This is a genomic window from Acetobacter persici (assembly GCF_018256955.1).
GTDB lineage: Bacteria > Pseudomonadota > Alphaproteobacteria > Acetobacterales > Acetobacteraceae > Acetobacter > Acetobacter persici.
The window spans coordinates 36,845-54,610 of the sequence record NZ_JAERKU010000017.1 but is presented as its reverse complement, the minus strand read 5'-3'; the positions used below and the strand labels follow the sequence as shown (position 1 = coordinate 54,610).

Here is a 17,766-nt window from a genome sequence, read left to right as displayed (position 1 = left end):
TTTACGCTGAAAGCGGCCGCTTCTACAACGGCGCCTTCTGCACTGAATGGAGTAAATTCGGTCGATCGTTGCCATGAGAGTTGACGCCGCACATGGCTACTTTCGCTCATTTCCTCCCGATAACCGACATTCTACTCTCGCCTACATGGTGGACGAAACGCACTCATGCGTTCGGTCTCCAAAGCAGACATCGACGAACAAATCGCCCAGCGTGGCGCTCGACAAGTCATTATGTTCGCGCAAAACTGTGGACGGATGAAGAACGAGTAGGGCTAGCATGGGCACGGAAATCAATCTGATGGTTGGCGGGATCTCGCTGTCCTACGCCAAAAACCACATGGGCATTGATTTCGGGCATTTGTTTCAGGAAGGAGATCAAACTCAACGTAGAAGTGAGGAGATAGATAACGACAACAATTCTGAGAATTCTGAAAAGGAGGAAGATCGGGAAATTTCAGGGATGGTATTTGCACGGACATTGCGTCGGATAGTTCCACGCCTAGAATTGTTGAACCATTCGTTGGATACTGCGCGAATGGAGTACGAGGCCGTTATTGCCGGTTCTGTGGTACCTCCGCGGGATGATGAGAGTTCTTTCCTAACTTTCGAAGATTTCTGCTTGCTTGCCTGTCGCTATCCGATCAGTTCAATGAGCGACGAGTATATCGAAGACGAAACACAAGATTGGGAGAGAACTGCACAGGGTCGCTTCGCCGTATATGCTGACGATTTTTCACGACTGCCTAGCGATCGATTGGATAATCTATACTACTCAGAAGGAAGCTATTTTTCATCATATATTTGCATCTTAAGTGCCGAATCGATGCTACAAGTCTTCGCTCTTAATCCCGAGAATTTGGATATTGAAGTATCCTGGGAATTTGGCCCTCTTGTTAGTAACGGCTGGGCTAGCATTCACGATTTTCAGCCGAACGCACGACGACCCCAGAAAGTGTTGATAGCGACAGAGGGTTCATCGGATACGACAATTATCAAAAGATCGCTCACAATCTTTCATCCGGATATTGCCGATTTCTTTAATTTTGTTGATGTGAGGAACACACATCATTTTTGGAGTGTGAGTAGCCTCGTAAAATTCGCCGAAGGGCTCATGCGTATCGATATCCAAAACAAAATTCTCTTTATTTTCGACAATGACGTAGAAGGAAGGCAGGGTTTCCAGCGTCTCCAATGTCTATGCCTACCAAACAACATGCGCTCGATGCGATTGCCGGATTTAGATGAATTTAGCACCTTCCCCGTTTGCGGTCCCGGTGGAGAGAGTTCAGCAGACATCAATGGACGCGCCGCGGCGATCGAATGCTATCTTGACCTCAACCTTCCAAATTACGGACCTCCAAAAATTAAATGGAACAAAAGGGGAGAGAATGTCGATCGCTGGCATGGAGCTTTAGAGTTCAAAGACTCGTATTCACGTCATTTCAATAAACAGACCGATGAAGCATTCCGCGATGGAACCTACAATTCTGCAAAGCTACAGATTTTACTCGACACGCTAATCAAGGAAGCCGCGAAAATCTCTTTCCCGGTCTGATCTAATAAGATCGTGGATATTTTGGTTTGATTTGGACCGCGGGAAACATACAAATTAACCGCTCAATATGCATAAAAATGCCTCTCCCTTTTTTCATTCCCGTGCCGAGACCAGACTCTCTGCTATCGCCTTCATGTCAGACATACAGGCGGTTGGGAGCGTTTCCCGAAAGCCGACATGAATCATCCGACGCTCTGCTGGCAAAGCCGGATTGCGGACTTGCGCATACATTTTACCCTGTCGAGGTTCGAATCTCACCAAGCGGGCCGGGAACGATGAAGTTGGCACTATACCTACACCATAGACACCTAATAAAGCCCGCTGTAAGCTTCCATGCCATTAGGCACCCTTGCGGAACGGATGGAATCGGATGGCGATATGGTTGAGCCCTGATCTCCCGATGAGAGGAACGGAATGCTACAGCTGAGGACTACTAGGCGCAGTAGTGACAGAAGTCTTATCAACTAGCGTGCTGACCGCATCCTTGAAGTCCTTTGATTCCCTAAGATTGGATTGAACGGCCTGCAAATCGCGCGATTTCAGGGTCTTGCAACGCTGCCGCGTTCCCACATCATAGATTTCCCCTGTGATGGCATCGAGTTTTAATCCCTTGTCGTAGTCATGCCCGTGCAATGGTGACGGCCACTCGTCGGCATCGTTCTTGTGGAATTTCCAAATGTAGCCACCGCGTTTCACCTGTTTCTCAATCAGGTAGCGTACGACCTCGAACTCCTCGGCAATGCTGTCCTCGGATGTTTCGACAGTCAGCAGTGCTGTAGCAGGCTGGTTTTCAGGAAGCTTGGAAAGCCCGTAGGCAAACCAACTTAGCGGGACGATCCAATCGTCGTCGCCTTTGTATTCAATGTTAAGCCGAACGGTGGAACGGCCATCCTTGAAAACATGCTCGCCTACCTCCTTCCCCCTGTAAGTGATTTTTCCCGTCTGCGGATCGAACTGTAGCGACATGGCTGTCCTAGTGAATGCTGGCCCATCCAGGAGCCGGAACACGATCTAATACAGTACGAACCATGAAGAGTCACAGGCTCCTTACATTCGTCGTGCCAACATCCTGAAGGATTGTTCTGTGCAAGACCTTCGTCAGTTCCAACGGATGTAGTCGGCTGACAGCCGCTTGAACTCGGTGCTGGTCGCGCAACCTGGATTCGCCTCAATATGGTCGATGAGGTAGGTCAGGCACTCGATCAGCCGTTGGTTGATGACGTTGGTACGAGCGGCTTCTAACGCCTGCTTAGCTTGGGTCCGGCAGATCGCGCGGCCTAGTTGACCCGAAATCTCGTAGTAGGTGAACGCGGCCATGACGTGCGACGCGAACTTGTCACCGCCAAGGTTCAGGATCGCGTCATAATAGCGCTTGCCACCGGGCGAGACGCCGTTGTTGTAGGAAACACCCCTTCCGATCCGGCACAGCAGGACCGTCTTGAAAAGACGGGCCGCGAGGTTGTCGAAGATCGAGCTTTGATCCGGAACATAGGACCACAAGTTGGCAGCCACAGGTGCCTCGTGGTGAAAATTGTCCCAACCATTGTGCTTGTCCAGCAACTCCGTAATAAGCGTATCGACAATAATGACGCGCTCAGATGCTGAACGGTAGGCATTGCCACCGACAAGGCCGAAGAACTGCTCCCCGAGGGTATATTTATCCTTATAGAGATTGGTGTTGTAGCCTTCCAGTACGATCCCTAGCCGGTAACGCGGCTCGTCAGGGCACGTCTTCCAGAGCGCAGGCGCCAGGACGGCGATGTTCTTCCGCACCCCCGGATCGGTGTCCGGGGCGACGTAGATTCCGAACACCGTCCTAAGCAGGCTTCCGCACAGGTGGCTCGGCAGCTCCGTAAAGCGGCGCTCGATGTTCTGTTTTGTGGCCTGATCGAGAGGCGTAGTATGCCCCTTCAAATTGGAAATGAAGGCTTGGACTTGAAGAGCCGCCTCGGTCGGCCGGTCGTGCAGAACGTCCTGAACACAAGTCTGCAACCAGCCAAGCAGCTCAAAGGCGTTGATGTTGTAGTTGGTCGGATGGGATATGCCGATATCATTCCGCATATCCAGAATGTGCTTAAGCTTCTTGTAAGTGGTATCGGAAATCAGTTCCAACTTACGGCATGTATCGAGGAGCACTGCATCCTTGAGAGCGGCGAGATCATCCTCGGTCTTGTAAAATTCGCGCGTTTTGCTGCCCCCCACGGCAGCATCGAAGAAAATGTCGAGTCCGTAGAGCGATGCCTTCTTCCGAAGGTCGATCACGACCTCGTTCCAGATCGCGTTAAGCGCATAGTCGAACAGGCCGGAGCCAGCCCCGATCACGAACTTGGCAAGGTACCGTGCGTCGCGTTTGACCTCCGCCGGCAGCGATTGGAGATACCCCGGAAGGTTGCTCGCGATGATCGAGCGTTCGGACGGGTCGGCCATGATGTTGTCATAAGGTAGACCCACGTCACGCAGAAAATCCACTAGGCGCTGAGCCTGCGGATCGACAAGGCTATTGGAGCCTGTCGTGGCAACAATGGTGCTCATCAACTAGCTTCCAATGCTTATGATTGCGTGGAGCCCTTTGCTCATGCGAGATGCCGCAGGCCATGCTTTTGCACGAGAGAGAGTAGCTTGAGCGCGATACCGCTCGGCTTCTTCGCGCCGGTCTCCCACTTCTCTACAGTGCTCTCGCTCGTGTTGAGATAGCGAGCAAACACAGGCTGGCTGACATTGTTCGCCTCGCGGAGTTGCTTGATTTGTGCAGGCTCGATCGGAGGCGGCACGGTCAGGCAGGACTCGTCAAATCGGCGCATCGTCGCCTTGTCGATCGTTCCCGCCCGTAACATGCCTGCAGCGCTGCTATGGATCGCCTCGAAGGCGTCGCTCTTGTATTTAGGCTTTCTGCTCATGACAAATCTCCACAAGCTCCTTGGCAACTAGTTCCTTGGCAAGGTCTTCCGCTGATTTAGTCGCATACACATCGGCCAAATCGCGAAAGGCATCTAGTTCGTCGTCCTCTATGTTCTCCCTGTCCTTTTTTGCGAACAGGTAGGCATAAACCCAATACTTACGGCCCCGCGCTAGGATGATACTGCGATGCATATTTTTGTTGAGGCGTTTCTTGAAAACGCCCCCGCCCAGGTCGTCAGCCTGACCCTTCATGACCTCCGCGATGGCCTTGCAGAGTTCCTCATCCGTGATAAGGGCCTTTCTCGCCGCCTTGGAGAACCAGCGGGTTTTGAAGACCCGTGTAGCTTCCTCAGCCTCGGTCATGGTCGATATGTAGCACTAAGTGCTATCAACGGCAAGATGCCGGAATCGACGGGACGCCCCACTTCCGTCGGGGAAGAGTCGGTGCGCGAAGGCGCCGCGGATGGTCTGCCACAGATTCTCGCCTCTTCCTGAGGGTGGTGGATACTCTCAAAGCGAGGGCAAGCGGCAGTTTTCCAACGGCGAAGGCCAGGTAATTGGGAGGGGCGTAGCGAACCACTGACAAGCCCCGGATATGATGGAGAACTGCCGGATACCGTAGAGTAGGCTCCGGACCATGTGGGATTCGAACGCTTATACTGAATCAATTGGCTGGTGCTTGACTTTTTGTGAGCAAATGTCGGTTTTTAAAAAGTCACATGGGTTACTTGAACGACCGGAATGGGGTGAAAACCTTCGCGAGGGTCATCCATGTGAATGTCCGGTTTTACCGATCGCCCTACACAAAGCTGACCTTCCGTTTACCCCCGATAGTGTTGAAAAAGTCGCTCTTGCTTTGAGAGTGAAGCACTGATTCACTCTTCGCAGGAGGAACCTGCAAATGATGGGTGATCGAACGAAAATACAGGAGGCACTGTTCTACGAGTTCCGTCTTGAAGATCATGTGCCAGCTGGCCACCTTTTGCGTTCAATTGATCGCTTTGTTGATCTAGACGGCCTGCGTGAGCATCTTCGCCCATTTTACAGCGGCACGGGGCGGCCTTCGATCGATCCCGAACTGATCATCAGGATGTTAATCGTTGGCTACGTGATGGGTATTCGATCCGAGCGACGGTTATGTGAAGAAGTCCATCTTAACCTGGCCTACCGGTGGTTCTGTGGCCTTGGTCTCAACGGCCCTGTGCCTGATCATTCGACATTCTCGAAAAACCGGCACGGACGCTTCCGGGAGAGTGATCTGCTTCGCCAAATGTTCGAAATGACCGTCCGGCAGTGCATCGCCAAGGGGCTGGTGGGCGGTGAAGGCTTTGCGGTCGATGCCAGCACGATCAAGGCCGACGCTAATCGGCAGCGCAGTGTTCCGAGCCCAGACAAGCTGCCAATCGAGGCAGCCCATCGTGCTGTGCGGGAGTATTTCTCGGTGCTGGACGATGCTGCATTTGGGTCTGCTACGCCCGTACAACCAAAATATATCTCTCCGGTCGATCCTGCGGCACGTTGGAACGCTGCAAGCGGTGGCCTAGCTTATTATGCCTACTGCACAAATTACCTCATCGACCTTAAATCGGCTGTCATCATGGATGTAGAAACCACGACAGCCATCCGGCAGGCCGAGGTTACGGCGCAACGCCGAATGATAGAGCGTACGCAGGAAATATTTGGAATATGGCCCGAAAGGCTTGCTGCGGATACAGCTTATGGATCCGCTGAAAATCTTGCGTGGCTGGTTCATGAGCGTGGCATAGAACCTCACATTCCGGTCTTCGACAAATCTGCCCGGCAGGACGGGACTTTCGAACGCCGAGATTTCACATATGACCACGTGCACGATCTTTACGTCTGTCCTGGTGGACAGGAACTGAAGCAGCAGTGGCGCAAGATCAACTCGGATCGACCAAACACCCCTCCCGACAACCTACTTCGATACCGTTCGTCGAAACTGGCGTGCGACGTATGCACTCTCAAACAAAAATGCTGCCCCAATCAGCCCAATCGTAAGGTTCTGCGCTCTGTTCATGAAGGTGCTCGTGATATGGCCCGCGACATTGCCTTAACCGACGCCTATATTGTCTCCAGACGAGAACGAAAGAAGGTCGAAATGCTGTTTGCTCACCTCAAGCGCATTTTGAAGATCGATCGGTTGAGGCTCAGAGGACCAAACGGCGCCCGTGATGAGTTTCATCTCGCCGCAGCTGCCCAAAATCTCCGCAAAATGGCGAAACTGATACCTCCCGGAGCGCCTGCCTTATCCACCTGAGGCAAGAAAGCCGCACGCATATCGAAGTGGTTGGGCAACACCTTCACTCTTCACCATGAGTTTTTCAACACTATCCCCCCATAGCTGTCGTATCAGCAGGAGAGGATCAACTCTGCCATCCCGTCCAGCCGGACCTTATGCCGCTCCCAGTCCGGCATGACACGTTCCATGAGCCCCCAGAAAGCAGGGCCATGATTGTGCTCCTTCAGGTGGCAAAGCTCATGCAGAATCACATAATCAATGCAATCACGCGGGGCTTTGACCAGATGCGGGTTTAGCGTGATGGTCCCTCCCGGTGAGCAGTTGCCCCACTGGGTCTGCATCATCTGAAGCTTCAGGGCAGGGGACGTTGTCACCCACAGTGTTGTGGGAACGAGTGCGGACAGGCGGTTCCGAAACACCTCCTGCGCCCGCGTAAAATACCAGAGTTCCAGCATCTTCTGGATCCTCAGAGCATGGCGTTCCTGCACGGACACCTCCAGCCGCCCGCGCAGCATCCGCACAATTTCAGGCGCATCCGGTTGATGATGCACTTTCAGTAGATGCCGCCGCCCCAGATAGAAGTGGCTTTCTCCGCTGACATACGTGCGAGGCGTGGCATGTTCCTGCACCGCCCGGAAGTCCCGCAGCTTCTGCCAGATCCAGCGGGTTTTCTGGTGTAGAGCCTTGTCCAGATCAGCCTCTGTCGTGCCATCTGGGACAGAAGCCTCCACACGCAGGTCCGGATGCACCTTGATCCGCAGGGTTGTGCCGGGGCGGGTTCGTGGGATCAGATTTATGCGGATCTGCTCCCCTCCATAGGTCAGGACGCGAGTGGGAGTTTCTTTCATGCTCAGCCGCGTAGGGTATCAGCAGGACCAGCCCGCATGATCTGGATGACCTGCTCGATGATTTCCTGCGCCTTGTCCACCCCAAAGCCTGCTTTCTGGCCCGCACTGAACAGCAGCGGCAGCAGTTCTTTCCTGACCGCCTTTTCCATATCCGGGCGACTAAGAGAATTCTCCCGCACCGCCTTATCCACGACCTTGTCGACCTCAAACGCCAGATCAATCCAGCGCTGTTTTTCTTCGTCCGTCTGCTTATGATTGAAGATGGCCGCCAGTGTTTTCAGGAACACGCCATAATAGGCCTGCGCATGGCGATGCCCGTCAAAAACAGACGGGATGTTCTCCAGTTTGCGTTCGGCTACTTGCTCCTCAAACTCCTGAAACAGCATGAACTGCTTGAGGGGATGGTCGAACAGGCTTTCTGCTTCCTCAATCACCTTGCGCAGCAGGGCCGAGAACGCTTCCTTCGCATACGGATCATCCTGCATCTCGTGGTCGATCATCTTCGTCACACGGGTGCGGATCAGGTCCGTCTCGTTGCGGGTTTTCTCCTCGCTCCAGTTTTCGGGTTCGTTGTCTTCGGGCTTCTGGCCCATCTTGCCGACGGCATAGAGCCCTTGGGACTCATGCACCTTCACACCCGCCACATGCCGGTCCAGCAGTTTTTTGACCTGCTCGGCATACTGGTCGAAGTCCACGGTTTCACCGGTATCCTGCATGACCATCTGGCGCAGGCTGGTCATCTGCTTCAGCGTCTCCTTGTAGGTGGCGCGGTCTTTTTCCGTGAAGCTGGTGTCCTCAAAGAAGGCCACGGATTGCAGGGCCACCTTCAGGCAGGTGGCAAACTTCGTCAGCGCTTCATAGAAGTCATCCCGGCGCTTGAGGTTCACGTCCACCATCTGGCCGTGCTCCTCCACCATACGGGGCATCAGCACAGCCCGAAGCTGCTGGAGGTCGCTCCTGTTCTTCACGCCCTCAAAAATGGCCCAGAGTGCTTTGTGCAGAGCGGGGAGTTCGCGGTATTCCGTGCTCATCTGGCTATACAGCCCAGCAATATCTTTTGGGTCATATCCGCCGACATTCTCAGCCGCCAGTTCATCGTATTTGGCCAGCGTGGTGTCCAGCTCCGCCAGAATACCACGATAATCGATCAGCAGACCATGCTTCTTCTGGTCATGCAGGCGGTTCACACGGGCAATGGCCTGCAACAGATTGTGCTGCTTCAGCGGCTTGTCGATATAGAGCACCGCATTCTGCGGTTCATCAAAGCCGGTCAGCAGCTTATCGACCACAATGATCAGCCTGAGATCCGGATCCTTTTCAAAACGCTCAATAACGCCGCGTGTGTAATCCTCCTCATTCTGACTGCCGACATTGTCCTTCCACCAGTCCTGAATTTCCGGCTGCCTGCGCTCATCCACTTCCGTATGGCCCTCGCGCGTATCAGGCGGACTCATGACGATAGCGCTCTCGAACAGACCGACCTCATCCAGATACTGCTTGTAGCGGATGGCGGAGAGCTTGCTGTCACAGGCCAGCATACCCTTGAGGCCGCTGTCGATATTGCTGTCGAAATGCGTCGCCAGGTCCATGGCGATCAGCCGGATGCGGTCGTCCGCCTTGTAGACTTGATTGGCGCGGGCAAAGCGCTTCTTGAGGTCCGTGACCTGTTCTTCCGTCAGTCCCTGCGTGATGCGCTCGAACCAGGCATCAATGGCGCGGTCATTCACATCCAGATCAGGCTTGCGCTCTTCATAGAGCAGGGGCGTCACCGTGCCGTCCGAGACGGCCTGCTGCATCGTGTAGGAGTGGATGATCTTGCCAAACCGGCTGGTGGTCTCACTCCCCTTGAGCAGCGGCGTGCCTGTAAAGGCAATGAAGGCGGCGTTGGGGAGCGCGTGCTTCATGCGGGCATGGTTCTCACCGCCCTGACTGCGATGGCCTTCATCCACCAGCACGATGATGTCCGCACTGTCATTATGACACTCGGGCAAAGTGGTGGCGGTGTGGAACTTGTTGATGAGCGAGAAGATGATGCGCTCCTGCCCATGCCCGATCTGCTGTGCCAGACGGCGACCTGAGGTGGCCAGTGCCTCTTCCTTGTCTTTCTTATCCGCCAGTTCGCCACCGGTGGAGAAGGTCGCGCTCAACTGGCGCTCCAGATCTTTGCGGTCTGTCACCACCAGAATGCGACACTGTTTGAGATCGTCATCCAGAATGAGGGCACGGCTGAGGAACACCATGGTAAAGGACTTGCCCGACCCGGTCGTGTGCCAGACCACCCCGCCCTCGCGCCCCCCATCGCTACGGCGGGACTTGATGCGCTCCAATAGGCGCTTGATCCCAAAAACTTGCTGATAACGGGCGACGATCTTGCCTGCCTTGCGGTCGACCAGTGTGAAGAACCGCGCCATGTCCAGCAGACGCTCGGGCGAGAGCAGGCCGATCAGCAGCCGGTCCTGATCCGTGACATGCAGCGGGCGAGACGTCCAGTCCTCGAACCAGTCCCGTGCAGGGGGCTTCCGGTCGGCAAACAGCGCGTCTTTCTGGGCACCTGAAAGCGGCGCATTCTTGAGCGCCTCCATCCGGCTTTCGGGAATGTCCTCTTCCTTCCAGCTTGCCCAGAATTTTTTCGGCGTGCCGCAGGTGCCATAGCGCCCGTCATGCCCGGTGATGGAAAGCAGAAGCTGGCTGTAGGCAAAAAGCTGGGGGATTTCATCCTTGTTCTGATTGCGGATGCTCTGGGAAATTCCGGCATCCACCGTCGGGCCTTTGCCCGGCTGGCCATCAGGGCGCTTGGCCTCGATCACGGCCAGCGGAATGCCGTTGACGAAACACACGATATCCGGTCTGCGCGTCTGTGTCAGATCCGTGCGGAGGACACTGAATTCTTCGGTAAAGGTAAAGCTGTTATTGGCCGGGTTCTGCCAGTCGATGAGGGCGATGGTCGGGTTGGCCTTGCGCCCGTTAATGAACTCGGTAATGGCAATGCCGAACAGCAGATGCGTTGTCATCTTCTCATTGGCGTCACGCAGGCCGGAGACAAAGTCCGGATGCGTGACGTGAGAGACAAGCCGTTCAATGGCCTGATCGGACAGAGCGTGTTCCTGTCCTTCAAACGTGAAGCGGCGTTTTTTCAGTTCCGCCCGTAGGAGAGAGTCCAGCACCACGGCACTCTGCTTGCCGCCCCGCAAGGCCAGTGCTTCGGATGGGGGCAGAAACCGCCAGCCGAGGGTGCTGAGCAGGGCCAGTGCCGGAAGTTTGGCGCTGTATTCTTCCTGAAATTTCGGGGCGGGAGCCATGGTTTTAAATATCCTGTGAACTGAAATAACTTAATCGACTTTTACGCGGCGTTTGCCCGTGAGAAGCTGCTGCATCAGGGCTTTCTTTTCCTGACGCAGACGGGAGAGATCGGATTCAAGCGCTGTGATTTCTTCGTCCGCTGTGGTCAGAACAGCGGCGATGGCTTTTTGTTCGGGGAGAGAGGGGAGATTGATTTTGATTTGTGAAAAAGCGGACCAACGCAAACTGCCACGTCTATCTACTGAAGAATTGGTGGCTGCGGCGAAAATTTGACGATAATGATCTGTTTTTAGAACTGCAAAAACAAACAACGGGTCAGCGTTTTCTTCCATTGAGAAAATAGTATAAATAGGACTTACGATCGCGTTGTCATGAAGATTTTGTAGGCCGATGGAACCTTCTTCGACGTGATTTGATGGAAACCCAATCTGATTTCTTGATATAATTTTATATCCTGAAAGATCATCACTATAAACTTTCTTATTGAAGAAAGATAAAGAATCTACAAATCCTTTTGTTTTTGTGCAGGAAATAACCGGATAATCTTTTCTGTTTTTATTCCGGATAGAAATTTCCTTTGCGATATTTCCAATATTTGTTTTCTCCCACTCCCCTGAGAACCCCGGCAGGCGTTTTTTGCCTGTGAGGAGTTGCTGCATGAGGGCTTTTTTCTGCTGCTGGCTGTTGGCCAGAAGCTTCTCCGTCCCCTCAATCGCACGATCCCACGTCGAGAGGATCGCCGCGATCTTCTTCTGTTCGGGGAGAGGGGGGAGGAGGATTGGAAAAGTTCTAATCTGTTCAAGAGCTAATTTTGGTTGAGCATTGTTGGTTTTTACATTTTCAATGTATGACTGAATAAAAGGTGATCTAAGAAATTCCATGAGGAAAATTTTGTTTGCTTTTATTTCTGAAATTCTATCAGCATTTTCTGTTAAATTTGCTCCGTTCAATTCATCTGGAATTGATCCGATAACTCCTATTGTTCCTGCTACAGTAATAAATAGGTCATCTTTGAATATTCTATATTTTTCAATGGATTTTGACAAATTCTCTGGAACATATTTTATATTTGAAATGCATACTCCGCCATCCAACATGTCTGTTACTCTGATATACGGATAGCCTGTATCGTGGGAAACTAACACACCGCCTTTTGGAAGTCGTTTTCCCCCCGTGACTTTGGAAATTTCGCCCAGTTGAACATTTTTCCACCCCTCAGGAAGCATAACCCAACTCCTTCAGATAAGCGTCCATCTGCGCTTCCAGCTTGCTCAGTTCCGCCTTGATTTCCGCCCGTTCGGCCCGAACAGCGTTCAGGTCGATTTCCTCTTCTTCCTCGAAGGTATCGACATAACGGGGAATGTTCAGGTTGTAGTCGTTCTCCTTGATCTCGTCCGGCGTGGCGAGGTGCGCGTATTTGTCCACGTCCTGGCGGGCGCGGTAGGTGTCCACAATCTTGGTGATGTTCTCTTCGGTCAGCACGTTCTGGTTCTTGCCCGCCCTGAACTCGCGGCTGGCGTCAATGAACAGCACGTCCTTCGTCTTGCGGTCCTTGCGGAAAATCAGGATGGCGGCCGGAATCCCCGTGCCGAAGAACAGCTTTTCCGGCAGGCCGATCACGGCATCCAGCAGGTTTTCCTCAATCAGCTTCTGACGGATCCTGCCTTCCGAACTGCCCCGGAACAGCACGCCATGCGGCACTACCACACCCATGCGGCCCGTGCGGTCTTTCAAGGTGGCAAGCATGTGCAGGATAAAGGCGTAATCGCCTTTGGTCTTGGGCGGCACACCACGGGCAAAGCGGTGATGCACGTCCTGCTCCGCCTCATCATGCCCCCATTTGTCGAGACTGAAGGGCGGGTTGGCCGTCACCACGTCAAATCGCATCAGGTGGTTTTTATCATCCAGCAGCTTGGGGTTGCGGATGGTGTCGCCCCATTCAATGCGGTGGTTGTCCTCGCCATGCAGGAACATGTTCATCTTGGCAAAGGACCATGTGGAGCCAATGGCTTCCTGCCCATACAGGGCATAATCCTTGCTGCCCTTGTGGTTCTGCGTCACCTGCCGACCGCATTTCATGAGCAGGGAAGCCGAGCCACAGGCCGGGTCACAGATGGTCTCACCTGGTTGCGGGCTCAGAATACGGGCCAGCAGTTCGCTGACTTCCGGCGGGGTGTAGAACTCCCCGGCTTTCTGTCCGCCACTGGCGGCAAAATTCTTGATCAGAAACTCATAGCCATTGCCGATCACGTCCAGATTACCCACGCGGGAAGGGCGCAGGTTGAGGTCCGGCTTGTGAAAATCCTCCAGCAGATGCCGCAGGATCGTGTTCTTCTGCTTTTCATCGCCCAGCTTGTCGGAGTTGAAGCTGATGTCTTGGAAGACGCTCTTGCCCGCGTCCTTCAGTTTGGTGCCGTTGGCTTCTTCAATGGCGTGTAGGGCTTTATCAATCCGCTCGCCGTTTCCGGGGGCGTTGCGCTCTTTATAAAGCGTATAGAAGTCCGAGCCCTTGGGCAGAACAAAGCGTTCCTGCGCCATCATGGCTTCGATCAGGGCGGGGTTGTCGCCGTATTCTTTTTTGTAGCTGTCATAATGGTCCTGCCACACATCGGAGATGTATTTCAGGAACAGCATGGTCAGCACGTAATCGCGGTAGGTGTCGGGGCTGACGGTGCCACGGAAGGTATCGCAGGCGCTCCACAGCGCCTTGTTGATGGTGTCCTGTGAAATCTGCTCGGTCACGAACTCAAATCCTGTTTCAAAACGTAAGGGAGTGTCAGCTCGCCAGAAGGTCTCTGGCAAGCCCGGTCATGATCTGTTGATTGGTCTGGCGCAGGCGGTGGAGAAGGTCCTCCTCGCGCTGCATGGCGCTGGCCAGTCCGACAATCTGTTCCTGTCGAGGCAAAGGGGGTAGCAGAACGGGCGTGGCCTCCAGAACCGGCCGGGCAATGTTGCGGACCAGGGTGGAACTCTGGGCGTTCTGCTCCAGATGCCGTTGCGCGGGTTCCTGATTGAGCCACCACGCCAGATAAGCAGGCAGCACATCCGGACGTGACACGCGCAGCAGAAAGAAGTGCGGAGCAGCGACAGCCTGAAGGCTGCCGATGCTCTCATCAATCAGAACTGCCTGTGACACATTGCCACGGGCCGGAAAGAGAATATCGCCCGGACGCAACCAGTCCGGCTCACGGCGACCAGACACCTCGGTGCGCACGCAGGACGCCCAGTCCACGCCAGAAGGTGAGGTGTCCCGCATCTGCACGACAGCTGTTTCCGCACCAGAAACGGGGTCAATCCGTCCTCTGAACGGGTGCCCCGCCGAGATGTTGGCGACTGCCACAAGATCCATTTTCTGTGCGCCATTTGGTTTCATGTTATTGTGGTAGGCGATTGGGAGAGCGGCGTCAACAGGATTTTACCATTGGCTTTCGTGCAGAGAAACACTCCTATAAATTTTGCCTTTATGGGGTGATGACGCGTCATGACAGTGTCACTCGGGTGTCATTTCTATCGTACCTCTGGTGCTCTCTGAGAGGCCGGGATGACGGCGTCATGACACCACCTCAAATGGTGTCATGCGTTCGGTGACACTGTCAGGAGTTGTTATTGCAGCCGTCATGACGGGGTCATGACATCTGTCACCCAAAGCGTCATTGGTGTCATGAGTCCTGGAAAACGGCAGAAAACAGCCATTTTTCTTTTTTCGGCGTGTCCCGGTTTTTTGGGCGTGTGAGGGCACGCTACCTCAATTTCATACGCATGCTCCGCAAACATATGAAATCGCTACGTTTTTTTTGTTCTATCGCGGCATTTTTGCGACGCAAAAATCAAAGCCGCTCTTTTTCTCCGCTTCCAGTGCTCTTGCACCTGCGGTGCGCCCTGATGACGGGGTGTGAAGGTGTCATTTTTCGGGGTGGGCGTTGTGAGGCGCATGACCCCAAATTCCCCAGAGGATTTTGTTCCCTGTATCTTTGGGAGTGAGGATTAGGGTGGGGCGTCTCGTTCCTTCATGCTTTGAACGAGAGAAAACAATGTCTGATCGCACTACGATTTCGTCCGCCACCGAGGTGGACCTCATGCAAATTGTCGCCCTGCACCGGCTGCTTGATTTTGCTGTTAGTGAGGCTCTTGCCGGTAACGTGGATGACAGTGTCCTGGAAGGCGTGGTCATCCTGACACGCATGGTTGGCCACAAGGTCAGGCTGGTTGCCAACAGGGTGCTGGGGAGTGATGCCTCTTCCCGCGATGACTGAAGCCAATGCTGCGAATGAGCAGTAAGCCGCTACAGCTTAATTTTCCCTTTTCATAATACACGCATGTTCTCAGAATGCTCGCTGAGTAATGGGGAACGTGCGTCCACATTACGGACACTTCAAATGACACCCGCTTTACCGAACAATGATCGTTTTAATAATGCTCTTCCAGCTTGGATGTTCGCTGGTTTTTTCCGCCCGAACGACATTGAGCGTTACGCTCAGCTTTCTCATGATCTGCTGGTGACGCCGACGCCGCAGATGCTGGAGTTCTGTGATGGAGGCCCCGAACTGGTCGCCCGATATAACCGTGACAAGGCCTTATGGCGCGCCTTTCGTCAGCGTGTGGCAGCGTATCACCGGAATCTCCCTGCCTGGCAGGAGCAGGTTCGCGTCAATAACTACAGGATCGGCTCCATTGTGGAACTGGCTGTTTATCGGCGCCTGCTGCAAGCACAGGAGAGCGGCCTCAATATTATGGTTCAGCCACCCATTCGAGAATTGGGAAACAGAGGATTTGCGGATTTCGGTCTGTATTTCAAAGGACACCCCACAGTCTACATTGAGGTTGCCGGGACCGTTACGAGTGCCGGGCAGTCGGTCTCTGAAAATGCTGAGAAATTCCGTATTGGCATTGAGGAACGTCTGATGCGCTACATGGGTGTTGCACCTGTAGAGGTGATCCATATCGACGAGGTCTGCGATGTGTTCGTCCAGACAGAGCGGGTTCGTCAGGCTATTAAACGAGCAAAAAATGCATAATTCGTTTTTATCTAAAAATGAAATACTGAAAGAAAAAAGAGACATTAGCGGATAGCGCTTATCCAGTGACACGGGTCAGCCCATGACGGCTGGTCCGTTTCTTTGGAGGGTCGGAGTTTGTTCTAAATTTCGATTTTTCGATGACGTGTTTCATAACGTCTGATAGTCGCGAAAAAACGCGCAATATGCTGAAAATAAAGACAAAAAATATCAAGAATTTTTGATCACTTTTTCGTGGCGTATGAAATTGAGGTAGCGTGCCCTTTTGAGGCTGCCACAGGCTGGTGTGCAATAGTGATGTCACGCTTTTCGCAGGGGAAAAACAGTGACGCAGACTCATGAAAATCCCACACCGGATCTGATATCCGCAAATGACAATCTGACACCAGAAGGTGTCGAAAAAGCCGCTCAAGCAGCGGTCTATGCAGTTGCCAGGCTTATCGGTCGGAGAATGGCACGGGAGTATTTCGCCTCTTATCGGGCAGCTAACGACAACGGCGCTTTGTCCGATAATTCCCAGAAAATCGAGGAAACCCTAAAATGACACGTGTAGTATACTATGCGCGGTATTCGACTGATAAACAAAGCGCCAGTTCAATCGAAGATCAGTTCCGACTTTGCGAGCAACTCGCGATGCGTGAGAAGTGGGCGGTGGTCGGTAGTTATCATGACGCCGCCATCTCTGGTTCCGGGATGACTTTAAGGCCTGGCATTCAGGCTCTCCTGCGCGATGCGCAGGCGGGAGCGTTCGATGTTGTACTGGCTGAGGCGCTGGATCGCATTTCGCGAGACCAGGCGGACGTCGCAACATTGTTCAAGCGTCTTTCCTTTGAGGGTATCGCCATCATTACTTTGGCGGAGGGGGAAATCAACGAACTCCATGTTGGTCTCAAGGGAACGATGAATGCTCTGTACATCAAAACTATTGCCCGGAATACGCACCGTGGGCTTTTGGGCCGGGTGATGAAAGGCAAGTCTGGAGGAGGTCTGTGCTATGGCTATCGGGCGCTCAAGAAGGTTGATGCTAATTTCGAACCCGTCCGGGGTGATCGGGAAATTATAACTGAGGAATCTGAAGTCGTTTGTCGTATTTTTCGAGCTTTCGCGGCAGGACGAAGCCCCAGATCTATTGCGGTGGAATTAAATGGGGAGGGGGTTCCTGGTCCGAAAGGCCGTGCCTGGAGTGACACAACCATCCGAGGTCATCTGTCGCGGGGAACCGGGATCGTAAATAACGAATTATATGCGGGAGTCATTGTGTGGAATCGGCAACGTTTTATCAAGGACCCGATTACCGACAAGCGCGTTTCCAGGCCCAATCCAGAACATCTGTGGATCAGGACCGAAGTGCCGGAACTCAGGATAGTCCCTGACGATCTGTGGCAAGCCGTGCGGGCGCGCCAGAAGGAGATTGCTGCCAAAGTCGGTCCGTGCCTTGTGAATACGCGAGAAGGTCGAGCACGGCGGTTGCACCTGGCAAATCGGCCTATGTCGCTCCTGTCAGGGTTGCTCTCATGCGGGTGTTGCGGTGGAAAGATTGGCATCATCGTAAATGGGCGGTTTGGGTGTTTGAACCATTCTCGCCGGGGAACTTGCGAGAATAACCGAACGATCATGCGTGAGAAAGCCGAGGCTCGGGTTCTTTCTGGGCTACAAGAGCGTCTGGTGACTTCCGAGGTGGTTGCAGAGGCCGTTCAGGCTTTTGCAAAGGAAGTGAAGCGTCTTAACCAGACATGGCGTGTGCAGAGTGCTGCTGATCGTAAGGCGCTCGGGAAGGTCGAGCGAGGCATTGCCGGAATTATGGCGGCAATTGAGGACGGGATGTATCAGCCTTCGATGAAAACACGACTGGTCAGCCTTGAGGGGCAGAAGGCGGACATAGTGGCTCGC

General features: G+C 53.6%; 14 protein-coding genes and 1 pseudogene. 6 read left to right on the top strand and 9 right to left on the bottom strand.

The genetic code is table 11. The features are described 5' to 3' along the window. Window positions 1-277: 277 nt before the first annotated feature. Entirely contained in the window at window positions 278-1,555 is a 1,278-nt protein-coding gene (locus tag JK199_RS14195) for a HEPN/Toprim-associated domain-containing protein (RefSeq protein ID WP_212377137.1), read from the top strand. A gap of 417 nt (window positions 1,556-1,972) precedes the next feature. On the opposite strand, the gene JK199_RS14190 is transcribed toward JK199_RS14195, so the two are convergent. From JK199_RS14190 to JK199_RS14175, 4 genes are all read right to left on the bottom strand, one after another. Beyond that, window positions 1,973-2,521, bottom strand: coding sequence for a hypothetical protein (locus tag JK199_RS14190; protein WP_212377134.1), 549 nt, complete (start codon window positions 2,519-2,521; stop codon window positions 1,973-1,975). 132 nt (window positions 2,522-2,653) lie between these two features. Then, window positions 2,654-4,087, bottom strand: a complete 1,434-nt coding sequence (locus JK199_RS14185) for a hypothetical protein (protein WP_212377131.1) — start codon at window positions 4,085-4,087, stop codon at window positions 2,654-2,656. Between the two features lie 41 nt (window positions 4,088-4,128). Continuing rightward, window positions 4,129-4,452, bottom strand: a complete 324-nt coding sequence (locus tag JK199_RS14180; RefSeq protein ID WP_212377128.1) for a helix-turn-helix domain-containing protein — start codon at window positions 4,450-4,452, stop codon at window positions 4,129-4,131. After that, on the bottom strand, window positions 4,436-4,816 hold the full coding sequence (locus tag JK199_RS14175; RefSeq protein ID WP_212377125.1) for a type II toxin-antitoxin system RelE/ParE family toxin: 381 nt from the start codon (window positions 4,814-4,816) through the stop codon (window positions 4,436-4,438). The genes JK199_RS14180 and JK199_RS14175 overlap by 17 nt, the downstream gene beginning before the upstream one ends. A gap of 538 nt (window positions 4,817-5,354) precedes the next feature. On the opposite strand from JK199_RS14175, the gene JK199_RS14170 reads away from it, so the two are divergent. Further along, window positions 5,355-6,731 carry a transposase gene (locus JK199_RS14170; RefSeq protein WP_212356889.1) on the top strand — a complete coding sequence of 459 codons (1,377 nt, stop codon included), beginning with the start codon at window positions 5,355-5,357 and terminating at the stop codon, window positions 6,729-6,731. A gap of 92 nt (window positions 6,732-6,823) precedes the next feature. Here JK199_RS14170 and JK199_RS14165 read toward each other — a convergent pair whose 3' ends face one another. From JK199_RS14165 to JK199_RS14145, 5 genes are read right to left on the bottom strand one after another with little or no spacing between them, the layout of a single operon-like run. Next, on the bottom strand, window positions 6,824-7,561 hold the full coding sequence (locus tag JK199_RS14165) for a M48 family metallopeptidase (RefSeq protein WP_212377122.1): 738 nt from the start codon (window positions 7,559-7,561) through the stop codon (window positions 6,824-6,826). Window positions 7,562-7,563: 2 nt separating this feature from the next. After that, window positions 7,564-10,860 (bottom strand): type I restriction endonuclease subunit R, encoded by a 3,297-nt coding sequence (locus JK199_RS14160; RefSeq protein ID WP_212377120.1) that lies wholly within the window; start codon window positions 10,858-10,860, stop codon window positions 7,564-7,566. Window positions 10,861-10,890: 30 nt separating this feature from the next. Further along, complete coding sequence (locus JK199_RS14155) at window positions 10,891-12,087, bottom strand: restriction endonuclease subunit S (protein ID WP_212377116.1); 1,197 nt, start codon at window positions 12,085-12,087, stop codon at window positions 10,891-10,893. Continuing rightward, window positions 12,077-13,603, bottom strand: coding sequence for a type I restriction-modification system subunit M (locus JK199_RS14150; protein WP_212377113.1), 1,527 nt, complete (start codon window positions 13,601-13,603; stop codon window positions 12,077-12,079). The genes JK199_RS14155 and JK199_RS14150 overlap by 11 nt, the downstream gene beginning before the upstream one ends. 34 nt (window positions 13,604-13,637) lie before the next feature. Then, window positions 13,638-14,234 (bottom strand): restriction endonuclease subunit S domain-containing protein, encoded by a 597-nt coding sequence (locus tag JK199_RS14145; protein ID WP_212377110.1) that lies wholly within the window; start codon window positions 14,232-14,234, stop codon window positions 13,638-13,640. A gap of 658 nt (window positions 14,235-14,892) precedes the next feature. Here JK199_RS14145 and JK199_RS14140 point away from each other — a divergent pair. The 4 genes and pseudogenes from JK199_RS14140 to JK199_RS15875 all read left to right on the top strand — a co-directional run. Further along, a complete protein-coding gene (locus tag JK199_RS14140; protein WP_045542134.1) occupies window positions 14,893-15,114 on the top strand; it encodes a hypothetical protein in 222 nt (73 codons plus the stop codon). Window positions 15,115-15,237: 123 nt separating this feature from the next. Next, window positions 15,238-15,876: a hypothetical protein gene (locus JK199_RS14135; protein ID WP_212377107.1), complete on the top strand. Its 639-nt coding sequence runs from the start codon at window positions 15,238-15,240 to the stop codon at window positions 15,874-15,876. Window positions 15,877-16,201: 325 nt separating this feature from the next. Further along, window positions 16,202-16,420: a hypothetical protein gene (locus JK199_RS14130; protein WP_131973884.1), complete on the top strand. Its 219-nt coding sequence runs from the start codon at window positions 16,202-16,204 to the stop codon at window positions 16,418-16,420. Next, window positions 16,417-17,517: pseudogene (locus JK199_RS15875) on the top strand (recombinase family protein); the annotation flags it as partial. The gene JK199_RS14130 and the pseudogene JK199_RS15875, both read left to right, overlap by 4 nt. Window positions 17,518-17,766 lie beyond the last annotated feature (249 nt).